The sequence below is a fragment of the Martinezella lusitana genome (assembly GCF_016901135.1).
Lineage (GTDB): Bacteria > Pseudomonadota > Alphaproteobacteria > Rhizobiales > Rhizobiaceae > Rhizobium > Rhizobium lusitanum_D.
In genome coordinates, this window is sequence record NZ_JAFEVL010000019.1 from 17,643 (window position 1) to 36,640 (window position 18,998).

At 56.0% G+C, this 18,998-nt stretch carries 21 protein-coding genes and 3 pseudogenes; 18 read left to right on the forward strand and 6 right to left on the reverse strand.

Going from position 1 to position 18,998, the window contains the following annotated elements; translation table 11 throughout:
• Positions 1-152 precede the first annotated feature (152 nt).
• Complete coding sequence (locus tag JTP94_RS35360) at positions 153-362, reverse strand: hypothetical protein (RefSeq protein WP_409456590.1); 210 nt, start codon at positions 360-362, stop codon at positions 153-155.
• Between the two features lie 30 nt (positions 363-392).
• Between JTP94_RS35360 and JTP94_RS35365 the strand changes: the two genes are divergently transcribed.
• From JTP94_RS35365 to JTP94_RS07025, 3 genes are all read left to right on the forward strand, one after another.
• Positions 393-638: an OST-HTH/LOTUS domain-containing protein gene (locus JTP94_RS35365; protein ID WP_409456589.1), complete on the forward strand. Its 246-nt coding sequence runs from the start codon at positions 393-395 to the stop codon at positions 636-638.
• A gap of 129 nt (positions 639-767) precedes the next feature.
• Positions 768-974, forward strand: a complete 207-nt coding sequence (locus tag JTP94_RS07020) for a cold-shock protein (protein ID WP_183835065.1) — start codon at positions 768-770, stop codon at positions 972-974.
• A gap of 760 nt (positions 975-1,734) precedes the next feature.
• On the forward strand, positions 1,735-2,088 hold the full coding sequence (locus JTP94_RS07025) for a DNA-binding transcriptional regulator (protein WP_204849820.1): 354 nt from the start codon (positions 1,735-1,737) through the stop codon (positions 2,086-2,088).
• 24 nt (positions 2,089-2,112) lie between these two features.
• Here the strand turns inward: JTP94_RS07025 and JTP94_RS35375 are convergent.
• Positions 2,113-2,217, reverse strand: a pseudogene (locus JTP94_RS35375) (integrase); the annotation flags it as partial.
• A 288-nt stretch (positions 2,218-2,505) separates the two neighbouring features.
• On the opposite strand from JTP94_RS35375, the gene JTP94_RS07030 reads away from it, so the two are divergent.
• Together JTP94_RS07030 and JTP94_RS07035 are read left to right on the forward strand one after the other, a co-directional pair.
• Positions 2,506-3,312, forward strand: a complete 807-nt coding sequence (locus JTP94_RS07030; RefSeq protein ID WP_204849821.1) for a hypothetical protein — start codon at positions 2,506-2,508, stop codon at positions 3,310-3,312.
• A 169-nt stretch (positions 3,313-3,481) separates the two neighbouring features.
• Entirely contained in the window at positions 3,482-3,781 is a 300-nt protein-coding gene (locus JTP94_RS07035; RefSeq protein WP_204849822.1) for a hypothetical protein, read from the forward strand.
• Positions 3,782-3,896: 115 nt separating this feature from the next.
• Here JTP94_RS07035 and JTP94_RS07040 read toward each other — a convergent pair.
• Positions 3,897-4,810 (reverse strand): annotated as a pseudogene (locus JTP94_RS07040) (recombinase family protein).
• A gap of 369 nt (positions 4,811-5,179) precedes the next feature.
• On the opposite strand from JTP94_RS07040, the gene JTP94_RS07045 reads away from it, so the two are divergent.
• Positions 5,180-5,599 carry a DUF4168 domain-containing protein gene (locus tag JTP94_RS07045; protein ID WP_204849823.1) on the forward strand — a complete coding sequence of 140 codons (420 nt, stop codon included), beginning with the start codon at positions 5,180-5,182 and terminating at the stop codon, positions 5,597-5,599.
• Positions 5,600-6,543: 944 nt separating this feature from the next.
• Here JTP94_RS07045 and JTP94_RS07050 read toward each other — a convergent pair.
• On the reverse strand, positions 6,544-7,176 hold the full coding sequence (locus JTP94_RS07050) for a Gfo/Idh/MocA family oxidoreductase (RefSeq protein ID WP_246754704.1): 633 nt from the start codon (positions 7,174-7,176) through the stop codon (positions 6,544-6,546).
• Between the two features lie 42 nt (positions 7,177-7,218).
• Positions 7,219-8,268, reverse strand: a complete 1,050-nt coding sequence (locus tag JTP94_RS07055; protein WP_204849824.1) for a LacI family DNA-binding transcriptional regulator — start codon at positions 8,266-8,268, stop codon at positions 7,219-7,221.
• A gap of 616 nt (positions 8,269-8,884) precedes the next feature.
• On the opposite strand from JTP94_RS07055, the gene JTP94_RS07060 reads away from it, so the two are divergent.
• The 11 genes and pseudogenes from JTP94_RS07060 (at position 8,885) to JTP94_RS07110 (ending at position 17,256) form a co-directional block, all read left to right on the forward strand.
• Complete coding sequence (locus JTP94_RS07060; RefSeq protein WP_210384050.1) at positions 8,885-9,562, forward strand: TIM barrel protein; 678 nt, start codon at positions 8,885-8,887, stop codon at positions 9,560-9,562.
• A 114-nt stretch (positions 9,563-9,676) separates the two neighbouring features.
• Positions 9,677-10,645 (forward strand): substrate-binding domain-containing protein, encoded by a 969-nt coding sequence (locus JTP94_RS07065; RefSeq protein ID WP_204849825.1) that lies wholly within the window; start codon positions 9,677-9,679, stop codon positions 10,643-10,645.
• A gap of 102 nt (positions 10,646-10,747) precedes the next feature.
• Complete coding sequence (locus tag JTP94_RS07070) at positions 10,748-11,803, forward strand: ABC transporter permease (protein WP_204849826.1); 1,056 nt, start codon at positions 10,748-10,750, stop codon at positions 11,801-11,803.
• A gap of 9 nt (positions 11,804-11,812) precedes the next feature.
• A complete protein-coding gene (locus JTP94_RS07075; RefSeq protein WP_204849827.1) occupies positions 11,813-12,637 on the forward strand; it encodes an ATP-binding cassette domain-containing protein in 825 nt (274 codons plus the stop codon).
• Between the two features lie 137 nt (positions 12,638-12,774).
• Positions 12,775-13,086, forward strand: a complete 312-nt coding sequence (locus tag JTP94_RS07080) for a MocE family 2Fe-2S type ferredoxin (RefSeq protein WP_204849828.1) — start codon at positions 12,775-12,777, stop codon at positions 13,084-13,086.
• Positions 13,087-13,366: 280 nt separating this feature from the next.
• Positions 13,367-14,341 (forward strand): aldo/keto reductase, encoded by a 975-nt coding sequence (locus JTP94_RS07085; protein WP_204849829.1) that lies wholly within the window; start codon positions 13,367-13,369, stop codon positions 14,339-14,341.
• Between the two features lie 14 nt (positions 14,342-14,355).
• The gene (locus JTP94_RS07090; RefSeq protein WP_204849830.1) at positions 14,356-15,030 is read left to right on the forward strand and encodes a creatininase family protein; all 675 of its coding nucleotides are present in this window, start codon (positions 14,356-14,358) and stop codon (positions 15,028-15,030) included.
• Between the two features lie 70 nt (positions 15,031-15,100).
• Positions 15,101-16,120, forward strand: a complete 1,020-nt coding sequence (locus tag JTP94_RS07095) for a sterol desaturase family protein (RefSeq protein ID WP_204849831.1) — start codon at positions 15,101-15,103, stop codon at positions 16,118-16,120.
• Positions 16,117-16,530, forward strand: coding sequence for a cupin domain-containing protein (locus tag JTP94_RS07100; RefSeq protein ID WP_204849832.1), 414 nt, complete (start codon positions 16,117-16,119; stop codon positions 16,528-16,530). Before JTP94_RS07095 ends, JTP94_RS07100 begins: the two co-directional genes overlap by 4 nt.
• Positions 16,531-16,627: 97 nt before the next feature.
• Positions 16,628-16,714, forward strand: a pseudogene (locus JTP94_RS35995) (hypothetical protein); the annotation flags it as partial.
• Positions 16,715-17,037: 323 nt separating this feature from the next.
• Positions 17,038-17,256 carry a helix-turn-helix domain-containing protein gene (locus JTP94_RS07110; protein ID WP_312038141.1) on the forward strand — a complete coding sequence of 73 codons (219 nt, stop codon included), beginning with the start codon at positions 17,038-17,040 and terminating at the stop codon, positions 17,254-17,256.
• Between the two features lie 226 nt (positions 17,257-17,482).
• On the opposite strand, the gene JTP94_RS07115 is transcribed toward JTP94_RS07110, so the two are convergent.
• Positions 17,483-17,860 carry a helix-turn-helix domain-containing protein gene (locus JTP94_RS07115; protein WP_204849851.1) on the reverse strand — a complete coding sequence of 126 codons (378 nt, stop codon included), beginning with the start codon at positions 17,858-17,860 and terminating at the stop codon, positions 17,483-17,485.
• Between the two features lie 155 nt (positions 17,861-18,015).
• Between JTP94_RS07115 and JTP94_RS07120 the strand changes: the two genes are divergently transcribed.
• A complete protein-coding gene (locus tag JTP94_RS07120; RefSeq protein ID WP_204849834.1) occupies positions 18,016-18,522 on the forward strand; it encodes a cupin domain-containing protein in 507 nt (168 codons plus the stop codon).
• Positions 18,523-18,998: the final 476 nt, after the last annotated feature.

Genomic DNA, 18,998 nt, shown 5'->3' on the forward strand with positions numbered 1-18,998 from the left:
GGCGTTCGATCGGTATCGGAAACTGCAGAACTATCGCTGTTCATTCCAGCGATGCCCAAAATTGAAATCGTCATGGATCGGCTCCTCTTCCTTCAATGACGGCGCATCATACTCGATGTTTCGGAAGGGCGGGCCATCCCATAATCAACACACTAGCGACCAGAAGCCCTCGCCTTCTTGGGGGCCGAAATACCGCTTTCCCGCTCAAGCTTTTTGCGAGCGAGTTTACGAACACGCCTGATACCCTCGGCCTTTTCACGAGCACGTTTTTCGGAGGGCTTTTCAAACGCTCCCGAAGTTTTAGGCAGGCCTGCCGGCGGTTCTTCTACACGGAGAACCTTCTTCCCGGGAAGGCCAAGGATGAGGAGAGCGCAGTTTCGGCGGATATGCCTTTGCAGCCGCCGAGTGCCGCGGTTTCGCTGATCAAGAAGGTATTGTCGCAGGAGGACGCCGAGGACGGTTGGGTCAGTCTTGGCACGGTCGGAAAGCAGGTTTTGAACTTGGCGCCTGACTTCGATCCGCGTACGTTCGGGTTCAAGAAACTCAGTGATCTCGTCCGGAAGACGAACCAGTTCGAAGTCCAGCAGGGCGAGGGTGGGCCAATCCGGATTCGTATGAAGCGTGCCGCCGGAAAGTAGCCACGCGAAGGTTGTCGACGGGCATTTCAAGCTTTCCGTCACCGCCAGAACAGTCTATTTGTGCTCCAGCAATGAGATCCGCCTGGCGAGCATTGGATTTGGCGCGACGCTTCGAACGAGGAAGAGACTATGGCGACTGGTACCGTTAAATGGTTCAACGCGACCAAGGGGTTTGGGTTCATTCAGCCGGATGACGGCAGCACTGACGTGTTCGTCCACATTTCTGCAGTAGAGCGCGCCGGTATGCGTGGCTTGAACGATGGCCAGAAGATCACCTATGAACTGGTGAAGGATCGCAAGTCAGGCAAGATGTCGGCGGACAATCTACAGGCCTAATTTGCGCTCGGGCGAAGCTTGTCGAGAGGGCCGGTTTTGCGACCGGTCGTTTTCAGTTTCCGAGAGGGTGCTTGGCGCGCCGACGACTTGTAATGACGCGATGCAATATGAAGGATGTTGACATTGCTGCAACGCAGCATTACCTTCGACGTATCGAAACGGTTCACCTCCTCCCGAGCCCTTTCGTCCGACGGACAGCACTCCTCCTCCCAGCTGTCGGTCACCTATCGAAGCCCGGTGCACCTCCTCCCGCACCGGGCTTTTTCATGTCCGGTTTGCCAGCTGTTCATATCGCGCCGATTAGCCGAGGACGCGGTGAGGCTAAGTAGGTGAGGGGATGGGTGTGATGTGGCGCCGACATAGGTCCTTGTTGACTTCGAGGGTAGAACGCTCCATATAGTAACCCATTGGGTTATAGGAAAGAGGTGCAAACAGTTGCCGAAACACCGCTGTTTGTGAAATAGGCAGCTGAGCTCTTTACCGAGGACGAGCGGAAGGAGCTGATCGATTTCCTCGCAGCAAACCCACAGGCCGGCGATGAAATTCCCGGTACGGGCGGTGTGCGAAAGGTGCGGTTCGGTGCCAAGGGCAAACGCAAGCGCGGTGGGGCTCGCGTGATTTATTACTGGTACAGCGACGATGCACCAATTTATGCCCTCTTGGCTTACGGGAAGAACGAAAAAACCGACCTGAAACCCGAAGAGGCCAAAGCCGTGGTCGCGTTCGCGAGGGCTATTAAGGCGGCGAATAGGAGCAAGGCATGAGCGAGATGACAAAATTCGGCGCGGATTTGATCCAGGCTATGTCTGAAGCGCTGGCGCATGCTCAGGGCAAGGACCTTCCGGAGGCCCGCGTGCACACGATTGATCTTGGCATGGTCGATGCGAAGGCGATCCGCAAGAAACTCGATTTGACCCAGGACGAGATGGCGACAGTCCTGGGAACCAGCCCATCTGGATACAAGAAATGGGAGCAGGGAAAGCGGCAGCCGTCCGGCGCAGCGCGGACCTTGCTTCTGATCATGGAGAGGGAGCCTGAAGCGGTGCTACGGGCTTTGTCGGCTAATCGTGATACGGTTGATAGCGACGGCGCCATCCCCCAGGCAGCTCACTGAAACTCTTGCCAGCGGCGAGGTGTTCTACAGTCCCGCCGCCTTTGTCAAATTGATGCGGAAGCGGTCACGTCGAAGCTGGTACTTGCGCGTCATCTCGGTGGACGCATGGCCAAGCTGCTTTTGGACATAGTATTGCTTGGCACTTAACAGTGAGAATGCGATCGTTTCGATCATGTTCGGCAGGCAATTGCGAGCATAAGGGAGGTTGGCGCCTCAATTGGATAGTCGGCCAGATTACCGTGAGACAGGCCCGCGGCGGAAGCGTTGAGATAGCTACTTGAATGTTATAGCGATCTTTGGTCGGTGGCTTCTAAACACCTTTCTTTCAATCGTCGCATTTCACTTAACCCTTGCTTCGTCAACGGATGGTAAGGGGTGCAGAACAACCGTTGAGAATTGCATGAAAGCCAACCGAAAATGAAATCGAAAAACGCAGATGGAATCAGCCCCCTGGTCCTCGTCGCTCTCTTCGGCTTGGCCGCCTTTGTGGCAGGAATATTCTTGGTAGGTGCGCAAAGACCCGATTGGGTAGCTGTGGAATGTTCAGCTGCTGCGGTCGGCACGGCGATTTCTGGTGTCCTTTGGCTATTTGGGAGATGGCGCGGCTTTTTCGCTCCCTGGCTATCGGTGCTATTGGGCGCGGTGTCCGGACCCGGGATGCTGTATTTGGTGTTTGCGAACATTCTCATTTGGTCGGGCAGTTCACCCTTTGGCGGACCTGTTGGTCAGGTCATTCAGAACAACACAACCGTGACGTTAACTGGAATAATCGACCAGCCGATGTACGACCAATGGCGATCAATCACGACCTCCGGTGCCTTGCAAGGCAATGCGCGAGTGGCTCTGGACTCTCGTGGCGGCGATATTCGTATCGCGCGTAGGATTGGAGAGGAGATCAACGGACTCGGCTACCCGGTGGAAGTGAAGTCCGGAAATAACTGTGAGTCTGCATGCACGTCGATATTCGCCTTGGCCAAAACACGTCTCGCTGACCCCGAGGCAAAATTCATGTTTCATGGGTCCGCCAGTGCCGTCGGAATACCTTTCGTTATGCTGGGGACGCGGTTCGACTCTGAGGCGCCCTCTACTCGCGATGATGTTGCAAAATTCGATGCTATCGCTCGCTACCTTGAGAAGGCGGGTGCCTTCGATTCGACGCGGAGAGTCGAACTCAAAGGCCAGGATTTGTATGACCTCGATCACAACTTTCTGCAGCTTCGATAATGAATTGAAATACAATCCTCCAAAGGAAGAGGCGAACTCACAAAAGGTCAGAGTCCCGCGGCCTTGCGGACATCGGTAGCCCTGGCAGGATCCGTGTGATGGTCAATCGCCGCAGGTTTGGCTATCTTGGGTATGACATCTGCACAGGCAATGCAATGTTGCAGGTCAAATGGCTGAGTTCGACCCGCTTTGCCGATGGGGTGGAAAAAGGGATTCAATTTTGCGCGAGTTTTTGCTGTTCTGTGAACTAATTGCTCTCGGAGCACTGTTCTTTGCGCTCATCTGGCTCAAAGCGAAGAAGAAAATCCCCGGTTCGTGGGTTTCGTTTGGGCATGCCTTGCTTGCTCTGGTCGCGACCGCGTCTTATGGTTTGACCTATTCGTTTAATCTTTGGTTGGTCATTGGCGGAGCAAGTTTGACTGCGGCCTTGATTCTCATTGGGTGCATCGAACGATCGAAAGCCGAGTAGGTCGCCGCAATCTTGCTCCCATAGAGGTCGGATGCGGCGACGGTAGTGCCGTCTGGTTTTCGTCACGGAGGGCGCTTGCGTAACAGACAGTTCGGCCGGCTTATGAAGCAGGCGTTCAATCGCGAACGAGCCCGAAGCGACGTGCCTCGTCCAGCAGCGCCCTGACGGAAGACGGCTGCCATTTCCGGCCACCACGTGCCGGCCACTCCCCCATTTGATCCAGTTGCGCGGCGATGTCGCGCAACGATAGATCCGGATCGGCGATCGTGATCGCGGCGACGAGCTTCATCAAATGATCTTCGGGCGCGCGACGAGGAGAACGCGCCAACAGTTCTGGCTCCGCGAGCTTCTCACGAATCATGCGATGAACCGCCCGCGCAATCGTTCGACCGTCCAATCGTGACCCCTGCGATTGAGGATCCGTACGACATCGTCCCAACTATGCTGCGGGCGTAGCTGCCGCACGGTTGGCAGCCATGTCTGCGCCGACGAGATCAGTTCGTCCAAATAGACGCGGCGACGAGCGGCCGAGACCGCACGTACTCTCCGGTTGACGTTCTCGAAGGCCGGGATTGCCGGCAAGTCGCCCACGCGCCTTGGCCGCTTTCATGCCGGACTTGGTTCGCTCCACGATCAGAGCACGCTCAAGCTGGGCGACGGCGCCGAGCACCTGTAGCGAAAACATGCCTTGCGGGGTGGAGGTGTCAATCGGATCGCGCAGCGAGCGGAAATGCACGCCGTGTGTTCGAGGTCTTCGATGACGTCGAGTAAATGGCTGACCGACCGAGCCAGACGATCGAGGCGAACGACGACGAGCACGTCGCCGGCGCTGAGATCTTTTAGCAGCTTGGCGAGGACCGGTCTTGCGCGTGACGCTCCCGATCCGTGCTCCTGATGAATGCGATGGCAGCCGGCTGCGCGCAATTCGTCGACCTGGGCGTCATTGAGCTGATCGTCCGTCGAAACGCGGGCATAGCCAACTAGTTTTTGGATTGGGGGAGGGGGACTGACCTTCACCGCTTTCGCCATCGATTTTTCGACCCGTTTTTGATGACGTTTGTACAGATAAGGAATGCGTGAGAAAAGGAACGTTAGTGAACGTCCCTAAGTAAACGCGCCGATCGGCCCATCGTATGACCGGTATTGTCGTCGAGCCTTACCGCCGCGTGCAGCCGGATGCCGCGACGACAAGCATTGGGTTAATTGGCGACAGCCATAAAGCCGCCGCTTGGCCGTCAACAGGTCGCCGCGCTATTGCCCCACAGAAAACGTTTGACGGCCACATTGTCGCCGGATCGTTCTTCAACCCTAACCAACGGCTAAATCAATGCGATATGCCGCCGTTCGCCCTACGCCATCAAAGAGGTGTTCTCCGCACGCTACGAGAGAGGAATTAAGATGATCACTCGTTATATCCCTGCCGCATCGTTGACCGCTGCAGTCTTGAGCTTGATGTTTCTCAGCAATCCTGCATCCGCACAGCAAGCAACGCAAGAGAAGCAACCTACCCAAGCACAACCAGATAGCAATAGTACGCCTGCGACCGTGAGCGATCAAAAAATCGAGGCTTTTGCGGTCGCGTATCTCCAGGTAGACAAAATCAGGCAGGAATACTCGGCCAAGATCGGCGCAACGTCGGATCCGACCGCGAAGCAACAGCTACAGACCGAGGCAAGCAAACAAATGGTACAGGCTGTTCAGACCTCTCCGGGCATGTCAGTAGACGAATACAACGCGATTCTAGCGGCTGCAAATAAGGATCCGGCGCTCGTTAAGAAAGTTCAGGACAAGCTTCAGAAATCCGCGCCTGCACAGTAGTAAGCGACGCCACGAACACCAAGCAAATTGATCACCCACCGCGGCCGCGCCGAGTGCCCCGATCTTGGCGCGGCACAGATGCGGGACTCTTCATCACAATGGTCGCGAGCCGGTCGCCCCTTGTCGAACGGCAGGATAACTTTGAGCGCGCCAAGCTCTACGGCCTGCCAAATACACACTGAACTACCCTCTCTGAGCCAATAGTTCCGGAGAGGGTTCTTGGCAGCAAACATTGCGTATGGCGGACGCCTGTTTCGCGGACTGTCACAGAATGTACGCCTCCGCAACTCGTGAGTTCGACTCCCATCAAGACCACCAATTCAGAAAGGGAGCTTTCAGTCCGAGGCGGGCAATGTGGCCGCCGGTCGGCTCGCGAGCACCAGGGGTGCGTGTTTCCAGCAGACAAAGCCCGGCGATGCGAAGGTGGTGTGGTGATAACGCGGCATTTAGGCGGTGCTATTGCCTAATGCTGTCTAATCGCACCAAGTCGAACTAACGCATGCCCAGCACCGCCAATTTGAATCAAAAGGTCTGCTCTCATCTCCCCGTCGGTGACGACCTTGATTTTGGTCCATTTGCCTATCTTGGTATCGGCGGGTACGGGCAAGCCCTCTCGCAGCAAGAGAGTAAGCTCGGGTGCTATGTCCGACTTGTAGATGCAAATTCTCATTGCACGGCGCCCAACTGCACAGAATTCTAACAGTTATATTGCGCTGCATTATCAATTATTGCAATGCCGCAAAACGCTTCTCCGCTCGTTTCGCAACGTTCCCGCATTTTCCATTAGTTCCTTGCAAGGCTCTACACCCCCAAAGTAGGGGGCGTCTTTTTACCATGCGGGAAGAAGCTCGGATTCTGATCTTGCCGCGTCTACTAGAAGGCAATAAATTTGCTGCTAGAAAGATCGCAGCCATGCGGCTGCGGTCAGTTAAGGACCTGAATTCTTAAACCGCAATCGGCGTAAGCCAGGGCTGATCGGCTGCCGCTGCGCTGTCAACAACCGCATCAACGAATGCTACACCCTTTAGTCCATCGTAAGCGGTCGGAATATCGCGTCCGATCGCTGTCGGTTCCCGTCCTTCACGCTTGGCACGAATTGCCTCGGCAAAGCCGGCATACAGATTGGCGAACGCTTCGAGATAGCCTTCGGGATGGCCGGGAGGCGTACGGGTCCGCGCTTTGGCGGTGTCGCTAAGGTCGTCGGCGCCGCGCTTGATGATCTCTGTCCGTCCATTCAATCGTGCGTGCACGAGCTCGTTCGGTTGCTCTTGAAACCATGTCAGCGAGGCTTTCTCGCCAAACACCCGCAACCGCACACCATTTGATGATCCAAGGGCTACTTGTGAAGACCAAAGAAGCCCGCGGGCGCCGCCTTCATAGCGCAGCATGACTTGGGCGTTGTCATCCAGGGCGCGTCCGTCCACGAAGATGGCGAGATCGGCGGTCAATGATTGAAGCTTGAGGCCCGAGACGAAGCCGGCCAGATGATAGGCATGCGTGCCGATATCGCCGATCGAGCCACCACGGCCGAACGATCCATTCCATGATCGCAACATGGCGATACATGTCGTTCTCAATAAACGGCTTCATGAGGTAGAACAATTACTTCCGACGACGGATCAAAAGGGGAGCGGGTTGGGGATATTTTCAGGCCCGTAGAGAACCGTCGGCACCTCAGTCTCAAGCGGAAACGGGGCCTGATCATGGCCAAAAAAGGCGAAGTGGCGAAGGATGAGATCTACCGCCAACCGGACCTGCAGTTCCGGACTCTGATCGATCGCAATCGACATCAGCCCTTCTCGGAGGAATGCCGCCGTATTGCTCGTCAGCTCGTGCCCCACAAACACTGGGCGTACGTCAAGAAGGTCAGCGCGAATTGCTCGCGCAACGCCGATGTTCGCTGCGCCCACATTATAGATGGCGACGGTGTCCCGATGCTTTTGGAAGACCTCGCGCAACCGCAATTCTGAATGCATCCGGTCATCTCCGCCTTCGACAACCTCGGCCACGTGCCATCCCGGGGCTTTTTCTACAAGAAACTGGCAGAAGCCGCGCACTCGATCCGCATGGGATTGGAATCCGAGGTGGTTACATAAGATCACTATCGGACCAGGTGAGCGTCCCATTTTCGTAGTAAAGTAGCTCGCCGACCGGCCAGCCTTATAATGATTCGTTCCCGCGTATCCAATCCGCGCGGATCCAGGAACATCCGAAATTACCGTGACAACAGGAATCCCCTTAGCACTGAGCTCTTCGACAGCTGCGTGTACGATAGGATGGTCCTGCATATACGACACGACCGCATCGCAGCTCGTCTTGGTAAGGGCCTTCGCAAGCGTTTCGGCTCGCTCGTCCTCCAGAACTGTGCGGTGAATGATAATTGACCTGTCAAGCGAGGTCGAAAGGCGGCGAAATTCAAATCCCATGCGGGCAATCAGCGGCAGTTCCGGCCGAGCAAGAATGACATCTATCCTAATTAAGCGACGGTGGCTTTGCGGTAACATACGACGTAGCCCCAGCTCCTTTGCCGCCTGAAGAACGCGTTTACTGACTTCTTCACTGACGTTGCCGCGATCGTTTATAACTCGATCAACACTGGCTGTACCGACACCTGCACGTTTTGCTACGTCTGTAAGTGTAATGCGTGTTGTCAGTCGCTTCGATGCCATTGCTTGCTACCTCGAACTACGAAATCTTCAAATGGTCCGCTCGTCGTATTTCGCTGGCCCGTCTCTGTGGTCGAGCGGATCGGCGCTTGATCTGCCGCGCAGTGATCGCAGAGCTGCCCCCGATGCCGAACACATCGATAGGCATCACCATTTGTCGTTCAGAACACCAATATCGAGACTGATTGAATTCAATCAATGATCTCGTAAATTCTTGCACCAGAATTTGCTAGCGATGGTGAGCTGGCGGCGAGCGCAAGGAGACGCTCGGCTGGGCGTGGCCGCGATTTCAAGCAGCGAGAGATCTCTTTGCCGTGCGAGCGTGAGATGGGGTGAGGGCGCTCGCCGAAGGAAAACAAGTGGAAGTCAGCACGGCGGAGAAGCCAGTGCTTTATCGTACAGAAAGAACGCAAACGCATCGAAAGGCAACCAAAAGATGTCTATGTGCCGTAAAATAACACCGAAAGATGGCATTTCGGATCAGATTGATTGATCTTGATTGAATCCAATCACCAATCTCTTTGCTTGAGTCGGCCGCCGCTCTGAAGATGGGCGCGAGAAACTGGTCAAAAATCTGTTGGGGGAAACGGGACCGGTTCACTGTTTGGGAGGAATGGCCATGGGTGGCCGGATAGATTTTGCACTCAATCATATAACGACGCCACGGCTAGACATCCGTGCGTTCATTGACCTTGCGGCGCGAATTGGCTGCCTCGGCGTCGAGCTCAGAAACGATTTGGCCGACAAGAAACTTGCGGATCGGCCGTTCTTCGATGGCGATGAACCGGATGCAATCGGTGCCTATGCCCGCCGAAAGGGCATACGTCTGCTGGGGCTCTCGGAAGTCTATGGTTTCAACCGCTGGTCCGAAGAGATGCGGGCAAAGCTTGAGCGCCTCATCAAGCAGGCCAAGGAAAGTGGGGCTAAATCCATCAGCCTCATTCCGAGCAATGACGGCGCAGTCGTGACAGACGAGGCCCGTCTTGCAGGCCTTCGCCACGCCCTGCAGGAAATCCTGCCGATGGTTGAATTGGCCAACATCGTGGCTCTCGTAGAGCCTCTGGGCTTTCCTACCTCGTCGCTTGGGCGCAAGCGGGAAGCCGTCGAGGCCATTGAGGCAGTCGGCGGTAGAGGCCGCTACAAGCTCGTCCATGATACCTTCCACCACTATCTTGCAGCTCACTACACCGGAGTCTTTTCCTACGAGCCGTTCGCCACAAGCGTTCACGCTGCCTCCGATATTGAAGGCGACCTCCGCGCAAGCATGGCACTGATCGAAGCCGGGATCGCCCCGTAGCCGACCTGCTTGAATTGCGGCCTCTAGTGCAAACATCTTGCGAAGCATTGCTTCGTTCAGAGTCGACATGTCGTTTTAGTCGCCGTCATAGGACGGCATATGGGAGGGGAGAAAATGAAAAAATCCATCAAAACACTGGTCTGGGCATTGGCCGCAGGCGTGGTCATGGTCACCAGTGCGACTGCCGCCAATATTGCGATCATTGGTGGCAAAACTGACGATGCCTTCTTTGCGAAAATTAAGAAAGGCATCGATGATGCGGCGCTTGTCGTAAAAGAACATGGGGGCACCGTGAACTATCTGCAGCTCCAGACGTACGACAATATTGGCGGCGACGCTGCAAACCTTATTCGCACAGCAATTAGCCAAGGCGTCAACATAATCGCCGTTCCTAACTGGGTTCCTGCCTCCGAGGATGAGGCTATCAAAGCCGCGATGAAGGCAGGTATCCCGGTTATGCTCTACAACGCGGGTGGTGCTGAGAAGGCGAAAGAGCTGGGAGCGATCAATTATATCGGAAACGAGGAATATCCAGCTGGAGTTGCAGGTGGACGGTACTTTGGAGACCATGGGTCTAAGAACGTAATCTGTGTGAATACCGTTCCTGGCGCTGGAAATCTTGAGGCTCGCTGCAAAGGGATTGCTGACGGAATTGCAACTAAAGGAGGGAAGTCGAAAGAGCTTCCGCTGCCCTCCTCTTCATTTGGAGATCCGACCGCTGTTGCAGAAGCCATCAAAGCTGAGCTTGTTCGCGACGACACCATTGACGGCGTCTTCACGATTTCTGCTGGTGACGCCGATGCTGCCGCGACCGGGATCAGCCAGGCTGGAAAGACAGGATCGGTCAAGCTCGGTGCGTTTGATATGAATGCAGCTGGTCTCAAGCGCATGCTAAGTACCGGACAACTATTCGCCATCGACCAACAGCCTTGGCTGCAAGGCTTTCTAGCAGTCACGATGTCTGACGCCTACTCGAACTACGGGCTCGCAATATCGTCGGCCCCGGTTCTAACCGGACCAGGGATCGTGGACGCCTCGAACGCCGAGGTGACGCTCAAAGGCGGCGAGGCAGGCTATCGCTGAGACGGCGAAGTTCGCCTGCCACCTAACCTTGGGGGCAGGCATTCAAACCGGGCGTGCCTTCATTGACGAGGTTCGCGGGCCCATCAAAGGGAAACCAGATCCATGACAACCAATGCTCTCTCAAACCGGGCGACCGCCACTATAAACGCTCGCCCCACAGCCAAAGGCGGCGTGCCATTTACTGGACTCTTGCGTCGGCCTGAAGCAGGTGCACTCCTTGGTCTAATTGGCGTAATTGCCTTCTTCTCCGTTTTCGGAAGTATCAAATTCCTGGGACTGGCAGGCGCAGCCAGCTGGCTCAACGTCGCCGCCAACCTCGGCATCATCGCCATTCCAGTAGGCCTTCTAATGATTGCCGGTGAACTCGACATCTCTGTCGGGGCCATGATCCCCGCTGGGTCGATGACTGTTGCCATCATCTCAGGCCACTACGGATTGCCTATATGGATCGGCGTTGTCGCCTCGCTCGCACTGGGCCTGGTCGTTGGCGTAGTCAACGGCTTCTTGGTTGCGCGCACCGCCGTGCCCTCATTGATCGTGACGCTCGGCACGCTGTTTGCGATGCAGGGAATTGTGCTCGGGTGTTCCGTCTTCATAACCGGCACGACGAGTGTCGCGCTCACTGCCGATCCTGTTAGCAAGTTTCTATTCGGTCAGTTCATCGGTGGCACGTTTCAAAACATTATAGTCTGGTGGTTTGGACTGACCGTTCTCTATATCTTCTTCGTGCACTTCTCACGCTACGGCAATTGGATTTTTGCAATGGGCGGTGACAAAGTTAGCGCCCGTAATGCCGGTATTCCCACCGAAAAGCTGACGATCACGCTGTTCGTCTTGTCGTCAACGAGCGCCGCGTTCGTTGGCATGTGCCAAGCGATACTCTTCAATTCTGCGCAGGTGTCGGCTGGCATGACCTACATCTTCAATTCGATCATTTCCGTGGTAGTCGGCGGAGTTCTCCTAACCGGCGGCTTTGGGTCGATCATCGGCATCTTCCTCGGCACCATCACGTTTGCGATCGTCAACCAGGGCATCTATTTCACGGATTTTGATCGAAACTGGTCGAGCCTCATCATCGGCGTCATGTTGCTTCTGGCGGTTCTCATGAACAACACATTCCGCAAGATGGCGCTCACGTATTCGCCAAAAAAGAAGTGAGGACATGCAATGAGCGAGCCAATTCTCGAATTTCGCAATGTCAACAAGTCCTTTGGCCCAATCGACGTACTTCACGACATTTCGTTGAGGGTCCATCCGGGTGAAGTACTCTGTCTGCTGGGCGACAACGGCGCTGGCAAATCGACTCTGATAAAGACCCTGGCAGGCGTGCACAGACCAACGTCCGGCCAAATCCTGATGGACGGGCAATCAGTTGAGTTCAACAGTCCGAAGGAGGCCAGCGACCGGGGAATTTCCACAGTCCACCAATTCGGTGGCACCTTTCCGCTGATGAGCATTGGTCGGTCGTTCTTCGTTGGCGTCGAGCCCACCAAAACATGGGGTCTGTTCACCGTTTATGACCGCAAGCGAGCAAACGAGATTGCCGTCAAGGCGGTACAGGAGTTTGGTATCACGCGCATCGATGACGGCGATCGTTTAGTCGGCGGCCTGTCCGGCGGCGAACGGCAGTCGCTGGCCATCGCACGCGCGGTCCATTTTGGTGCCCGTGTGCTAATCCTTGACGAACCGACTGCAGCGCTTGGTGTCAAAGAAGCCGCACATGTGCTGCGCATTGTGCTCGAAGCACGTAAGCGAGGTCTCGCGGTGATATTCATCACACACCAGGTTATCCATGCGCTGACCGTTGGCGACCACTTTGCGGTCCTGATCCGTGGAGCGCTAGCTGCCGACTTCCGCCGTGGCGAAAAAAACCGCGACGAGATCACGGACCTCATGGCGGGTGGCGAGCAGATGGCCGAATTGGAGGCCGAGATCGAGGCCCACCAAAGAGCGCGAATGGGACATCCATCGTCAGTCGCCGAACTGGGTTAGGCCGCCTGATCAATCTTGGATGCCCCCACTACGTTGAATGGTCTTTGGAAGGCCAGCGATGGACACTCGCCGACCATTCTTTTTCCTGACGAACAAATCGAACTGCGTGGCAATTAGAACTGTGCGGAGAACGCATGATGCCTGAATGGATTGAAGCGTGCGGCGTCGGCGACGTCGAAAACGAAGATTTGACCCGCTTTGACCACGGCGGACGGACATTCGTCATCTATCGCAGCCCCGATGACGAGTATTTCTGCACCGATGGGCTTTGCACGCATGAAAAAGTGCACCTCGAGGACGGTCTCGTCATGGACTACGAAATCGAATGTCCCAAACACCAGGCAGCATTCGACTACAGAACCGGTGAAGCTTTGCGTGCACCGGCTTGCGTTAATCTCAGGACCTACAAAACGAAGGTCGAGAGCGGCCGTATCTTGATCGAAATCTGAACACTGGTTCGACGGAGTCGATCACTCGCTGAAATACGAAGATGGCATTCCTCTTCCAGGTGCGAGGCGAATTGGTTTTGATTGAATTCAATCAGTATTGGGCCCGCGTTCGCAAATCTCCAATGCTATCCTTTTCCTCGAGTGACGCTGCCCAAAAAGGGAATTTGAGGAGTTCCACATTGAGGGTGACGTGCTGCGAAAGTGCCTGTCTGCAGCGAGCAAAAATCCGTTCATCTAGAATTTGAGCGCCTGCGGAGCGAACCCGTTAGGGAGGAGAACGATGCAGTATCGCGAATTTGGAAGAACCGGCTGGCAGGTCTCGGAAATCGGTTTTGGCGCATGGCAGATCGGCGGCACGTGGGGGAAGGTTGATGACGATGAGTCCGTGAGGACGTTACTTCACGCGTTCGAGCATGGCGTCAATTTTGTCGATACAGCGCAGCTCTACGGCTCAGGGCATTCCGAAGAGGTGATCGGGACTGCTCTTCGAGAATGGAGGGGTGGCAAGGTCTACGTTGCAACGAAGGCGCAACCGACGATCTGGCCACATCCCGAAGATGAAGCCCCCCTTTTCCGTGGCCGTTTCCCTAAATGGCATCTGCGCGAAAGCGTCGAGAACTCCCTGCGGCGTCTTGGCGTTGAAAGAATCGATCTGTTCCAGTTGCACAGTTGGTCCCCGAGCGGTCATCGCGAACTCGACTGGCTGGAGACGCTCAACGAGCTTCGGATCGAAGGAAAAGTCGACCAGATTGGCATCTCATTGCGAGATAACCGACCAGACGAGGGTGTCGCTCCAGCCAAGCTAGGGTTGGTCGCATCTCAGCAGGTCATATTCAATATGTTCGAGCAGACGCCGCGCAATCATCTTTTTCAGGCCGCCAAGGATTCGGACACGGCTATTATTGCGCGTGTCCCGCTCGATAGCGGCTCTTTGAGCGGGCGCTGGGTAACCGATACCTATGCCAGCTGGGAGCCTGGTTCACAGCAGCACGACATGTTCCGCGGCGAGCGGTTCGCCGAGACACTGACCAGATTGGAATTGCTAAAAGCCGACATCGGCGATCAATACGGGTCACTTGCTGAAGCAGCCATGCGCTATGTGCTGTCTCACGATGCGGTGAGCGTACTGATCCCGGGCATGAGCTCTGTCCAACAGATTGACATGAACATTGCCTATTCAGACGGCCGTTTCCTGCCGGACGAATTGATAGAACGGCTGCGGACGCATTGCTGGGTCAGGAACTACTACAAATGACCAGAGCAATAGAAATGCTGCGCCCCTCCCAAATCCGAAGTGCATTCGAAGAATGTTCTCTCGTTTATCTGCCGCTTGGAACGATCGAATGGCACTGCGAGCACCTGCCGGTCGGGCTGGATGCGCTCACAGCACGTGACCTGTGCCTCCTGTCGGCGGAAGTGACCGGTGGCCTGGTCTGGCCCGCCCTCTACTATGGAACTGGCGGCGATCATGGGAGCTACCCGTGGACCGTCATGATGGAAAGTTCGGAACATCTTGCGCCGCTTCTGCGGAAGACACTCAACCGTCTTGCGGAGCTAAAAGTCGAGCGCATCGTCCTCTTCTCCGGCCATTTTGCCGGTGATCAGTTAGATATGATCGACCAGCTCAAGGGCGAGTTTGAAAAACTTGGGCCGATGAAAGTGCTGGCGACGGCGGTAAACCGCTTCAACATCCCGGACTTCCCCCCAGACCATGCTGGCCGTTTCGAAACGACCCTCCTTGCGGGGCTTTGGCCCGAGACCGTCAAGCTCGACGCACTGCCCGCGAAGACGAACGGCGATGACAGGCCCGACCGTCATGATCCTTCACATCCTCTCTGGGGCGTGATCGGGGCCGACCCGCGCGATGCGGTGATATCGGACGGGCCGAAGCTTGTGTCAGAAATCGCCTCGAAGCTCGCGGCCTTCGCCGTCGGCAGAGACTAAGCGGGCGTCCAAGAATGGGCGCCAGTGCTGCCGTTTCCTGGAATGACCCTCAAAAGCTAGGGAGATGAAAATGAATGATCTTGATTTTGGTACCCGTGATAAGCGAGGCGATTGGCGGCCCAACCAACCGCTTAAGGTTGGCCCTCTGCTGGATTTCCCATGGCGCCCGCTACGCGTACTAAAGTGGCTTCCCTCGTACTTTCTGCCCTGGAACGTGGTCTTCATGGCAGTCGGTGCGATCTTTTGGCTCTATCTGACGCCCTCGCGTGAGGCCTTGCAAACGATAAGCTGGACCTGGCCCCTTTTGCTACTTCTCCGCAACTCGGCACTTGTTCTGGTGCTTTACGGAGCGTTGGAACTCCGCCTTTACATCAAGCGATCCCAGGGCAATCGATATAAGTTCAACGGCAAGTTTCCGTCTGAACAGCCATCGACGATCTTCATGTTCAAAAGCCAGAACATTGACAATGCCATCCGTACATTCGGAACCGGCCTGCCAATTTGGACCGCATATGAGGTGCTGATGCTCTGGGCTTGGGCCAATGGCTACGGTCCGTGGGTCACCTTCGGCGACAACCCTCTATGGCTTGTCGCCTTTGGTCTCGCTATCCCTTTGATCCACGAGGTACATTTTTTCTGCATTCACCGGCTGATACACGTTCCGGTGCTATACAAGTGGGTTCACTCGGTTCACCACAACTCTGTTAACCCCAGCCCGTGGTCGGCGCTCTCCATGCACCCGGTCGAGCACCTCCTTTACTGGTCGGACATCCTCCTCCATCTGGTCCTCCCATCCCATCCCCTGCTGGTACTCTATCATCTGCAGGTCACCGGCACAGGCGCAGTCATCGGCCACGTTGGCTTCGATAAAGTTGAGGCAGGAAAAGAAGGGCTGGTAGACACTCACGCGTATGCCCACTACCTCCACCACAAGTATTTCGAAGTAAACTACGCCGATGGCATGCTACCGATCGACAAGTGGATAGGCACTTGGCATGACGGCACTAAGGCAGGGGACGGCATTATGCAGGAGCGTTTCAAGAAGAAGCGCGACCGAATGAATGCCACACTCAAGGACAGCCAGTATTGATCTTCGATACGCACAAAGATGCAGATGGTGTTATCCGTTACGGCGATAATGGGGACAAGGTGGTCGCGGCCGGTGGGCGATTTACGTTCGATGACGCAACTAGTGACATCCTGCTTAAGCAGCTTCCACCACTGATTCATATTCCTGCCACCTCACGGAGTGCCGGTCCGCTTGGGGCGATCCTTGATCTGCTCTCTTATGAGACCAAGACGATCCAACCAGGTTCGGCCATCTCAGCCAGCAGCATCGCAAACGTCGTCGGCTGGCTCGGCGCGATGATTGACACTCGGGTTGGAGCCGCCCTCACGCTGATGCATGGCGATCTAGCCCGACGCTGGAGGTCGAAGACCTGGCCCTTGCCGTTGGAATGTCGCGAACGACTTTCACCCAGCGCTTCAAGACACTCGTAGGCTTGCCGCCCCTCGACTATCTGATGCGCTGGCGCATGACGGTTGCCAGGGCCGAATTGAGGAAAGGTGACAAGAGCCTTCGACGGTTGCCGAGAGCGTCGGCTACGCCTCTGACACCGCATTTAATTCCGCGTTCAAGCGGACGATCGGGCAAAGTCCTGGCCGCTGGCGCAGTAGAAACTAAGGAAGGGGCGATTTCACGCGATGGTGGGGCCAGTTTTCGGCCTGCTCGCCCATCCGGCCGTCAACAGGCATGACAACGCCCTGGCCTGATCTTTTCCTCGGCAACTCGATGCTGGCGTTTTCCCGACAACGTGACAGCGGCCCCTGCCATGTTGCTAGGGACGTACCAAGCCTATATCGGTAATCGGTGGGCGAGAACGTTCGACAAGATGGGGAACGCCGAAATATGCATGAATACGCCAATGCCGGAACGGAGCCTCCCGGGCGCAATGCCGGCTCCCCAATCCTTCTTCGACTCGAATTGGTCTCTGGTGTCGTTTGGCAGTGGCGAAAACGGTTTTCGCCGACCAAGGAGTGGACGTCAGCCTGAACGAGATCGCCCGCCGCGCCGGCGTGGGGATCGGAACGTTGTATCGGCACTTTCCGACTCGCGGCGCGATCGTCGAGGCGGTCTACCGCCGCGAGGTCGAGCAATCGGCCGGCTCGGCGTCGCGCCTTCTCGGATCGTTGCCCCCCGGCGTGGCCCTCGGCGAATGGATTTGACTGTTCGTCGACTATATCGCCACCAAGAAGGTCATGGCGTCAGCGCTCGGCTCGATCGCCGGCAGTGCAACTGAGCTCTACGCTGAAGCCCGCAAAGAGTCGGGAACCCCGCTTTCCCGCATCCCGGCTGAAGGCGGTCGCGGACAAGAGGCCCCCATGCAACCCCTCAAAACCTCTGCAGAGGTACTAGGCGCATTTGTAGTTTGGGGAAACTAGAACGCCTGGTCTATGGCCCCGTCGGCGATCCGGGTGCGCGCTTGCCGTGCCTTTGATCCAAGTACCACTCGAGGAGCCCATTCATGTAGGGGCAGACCTCTTGGACAAGGTCAGTACGAGCGTATTCCACGCGTGGCGGGATCTCAGCGAAGATCTTTCGCGATACCAATCCATCGTTCTCAAGGTCACGTAACCGCTGCGTCAGCATGTGCTGCGTGATACCAGGAATAGCACGCCTTAATTCGCCAAATCGGTGTGCCCGTTGGCTGAGTATCGACATGATTTCCAGTTTCCATTTTCCGGAGATCATGGCTAGAGCGCGGCGCATGTTTCGATTTTTGTCAGCGACTTGCGCGGGTGTCAGCCCCGCGGTGGTCTGAATTTCCATACTATCCATCAAAAATCCATCCTACTTGTTGGCCCGTGCAAGCATGTTTAGATGCAATTCGTGTTGATCGCCAGCTGTGCCCGCCCTCGCTCCAATTCGTCGCGTCCAAGCAGCCATCCGGCACGAACATCGAGCAGCTAACTGGAGAAATGAGTATGACCATGAGACGCATAGTGACAGCCCACAACAAAGATGGCCGCGCGATAATCGTCAGCGACGTACAGTTGCCGCCCAATCCGGTATCGAACAGGGCCGACTGGTCCGTGTATGACGTGTGGGCGGCGGAAAACCCTCACTTCCCCGACGCCGGCGAGCGCCCAAATGTCAACTGGTTTTTCCCCCCGATCGGTGGCTTCCGCTACATGCACACGCTGATGGAACCCCAGACCCGGTCCGAGCATGCAACGCCGGCGCGCGAGGACGTCCTGACAAACAAAGGCGGCAAACATCGCACCGCCACGATAGACACGGTCTATGTCATCAAGGGAAGCTGCGTGTGTGAGCTGGACGACGGCGCCAGCATCCAGTTGAACGCGGGTGACACACTGATCCAGTGCGGCGCGGTCCACGCCTGGAGCAATCCGTTCGACGAGCAGTGCCATGTCTTGGTGGTGATGATTGGCGCGCAACATGACCTGGTAGAGCCGCCCGCTGGGGCTTGAGCGGGAATGCTTTCTTAATTGTAGAACACGGCCTTTTCGAGCATGACAGGTAACTCGTTCGGCATTTTTGCTTCGAAGAATGTTCCGCTGCGTAGGAACCGCGCAACCCATGTCACCTCATGGGTCACGCTAGAAAGATATGAATTCTGATATCTAAAGCACCGTACGATCAACGGGGCGCATATCCTGACGCTTTGAGATAGTTCCAGCATTCGGTTCTATTGAAGAGATTGCAGATAGAGCTAAAAGCATTGTACAGCGTATCGAAAATTCTTGCGCCAGCGGCGCGCAGGTGCGCCTTGATCTTGGAAAAAGCCATCTTGATGGAATAGAGATCGGGGCTGTGGGACGGCAGTAACAGGAACCAGGCATTGTGTTCTTTAAGGCCTATGCCGCCCTGGTGCTCTTGTGAGCCGCAAGATTGTCGAGGATGACGACGTCACCGGGTTCAAGTGATATGGCAGCAGGGCGTTGAG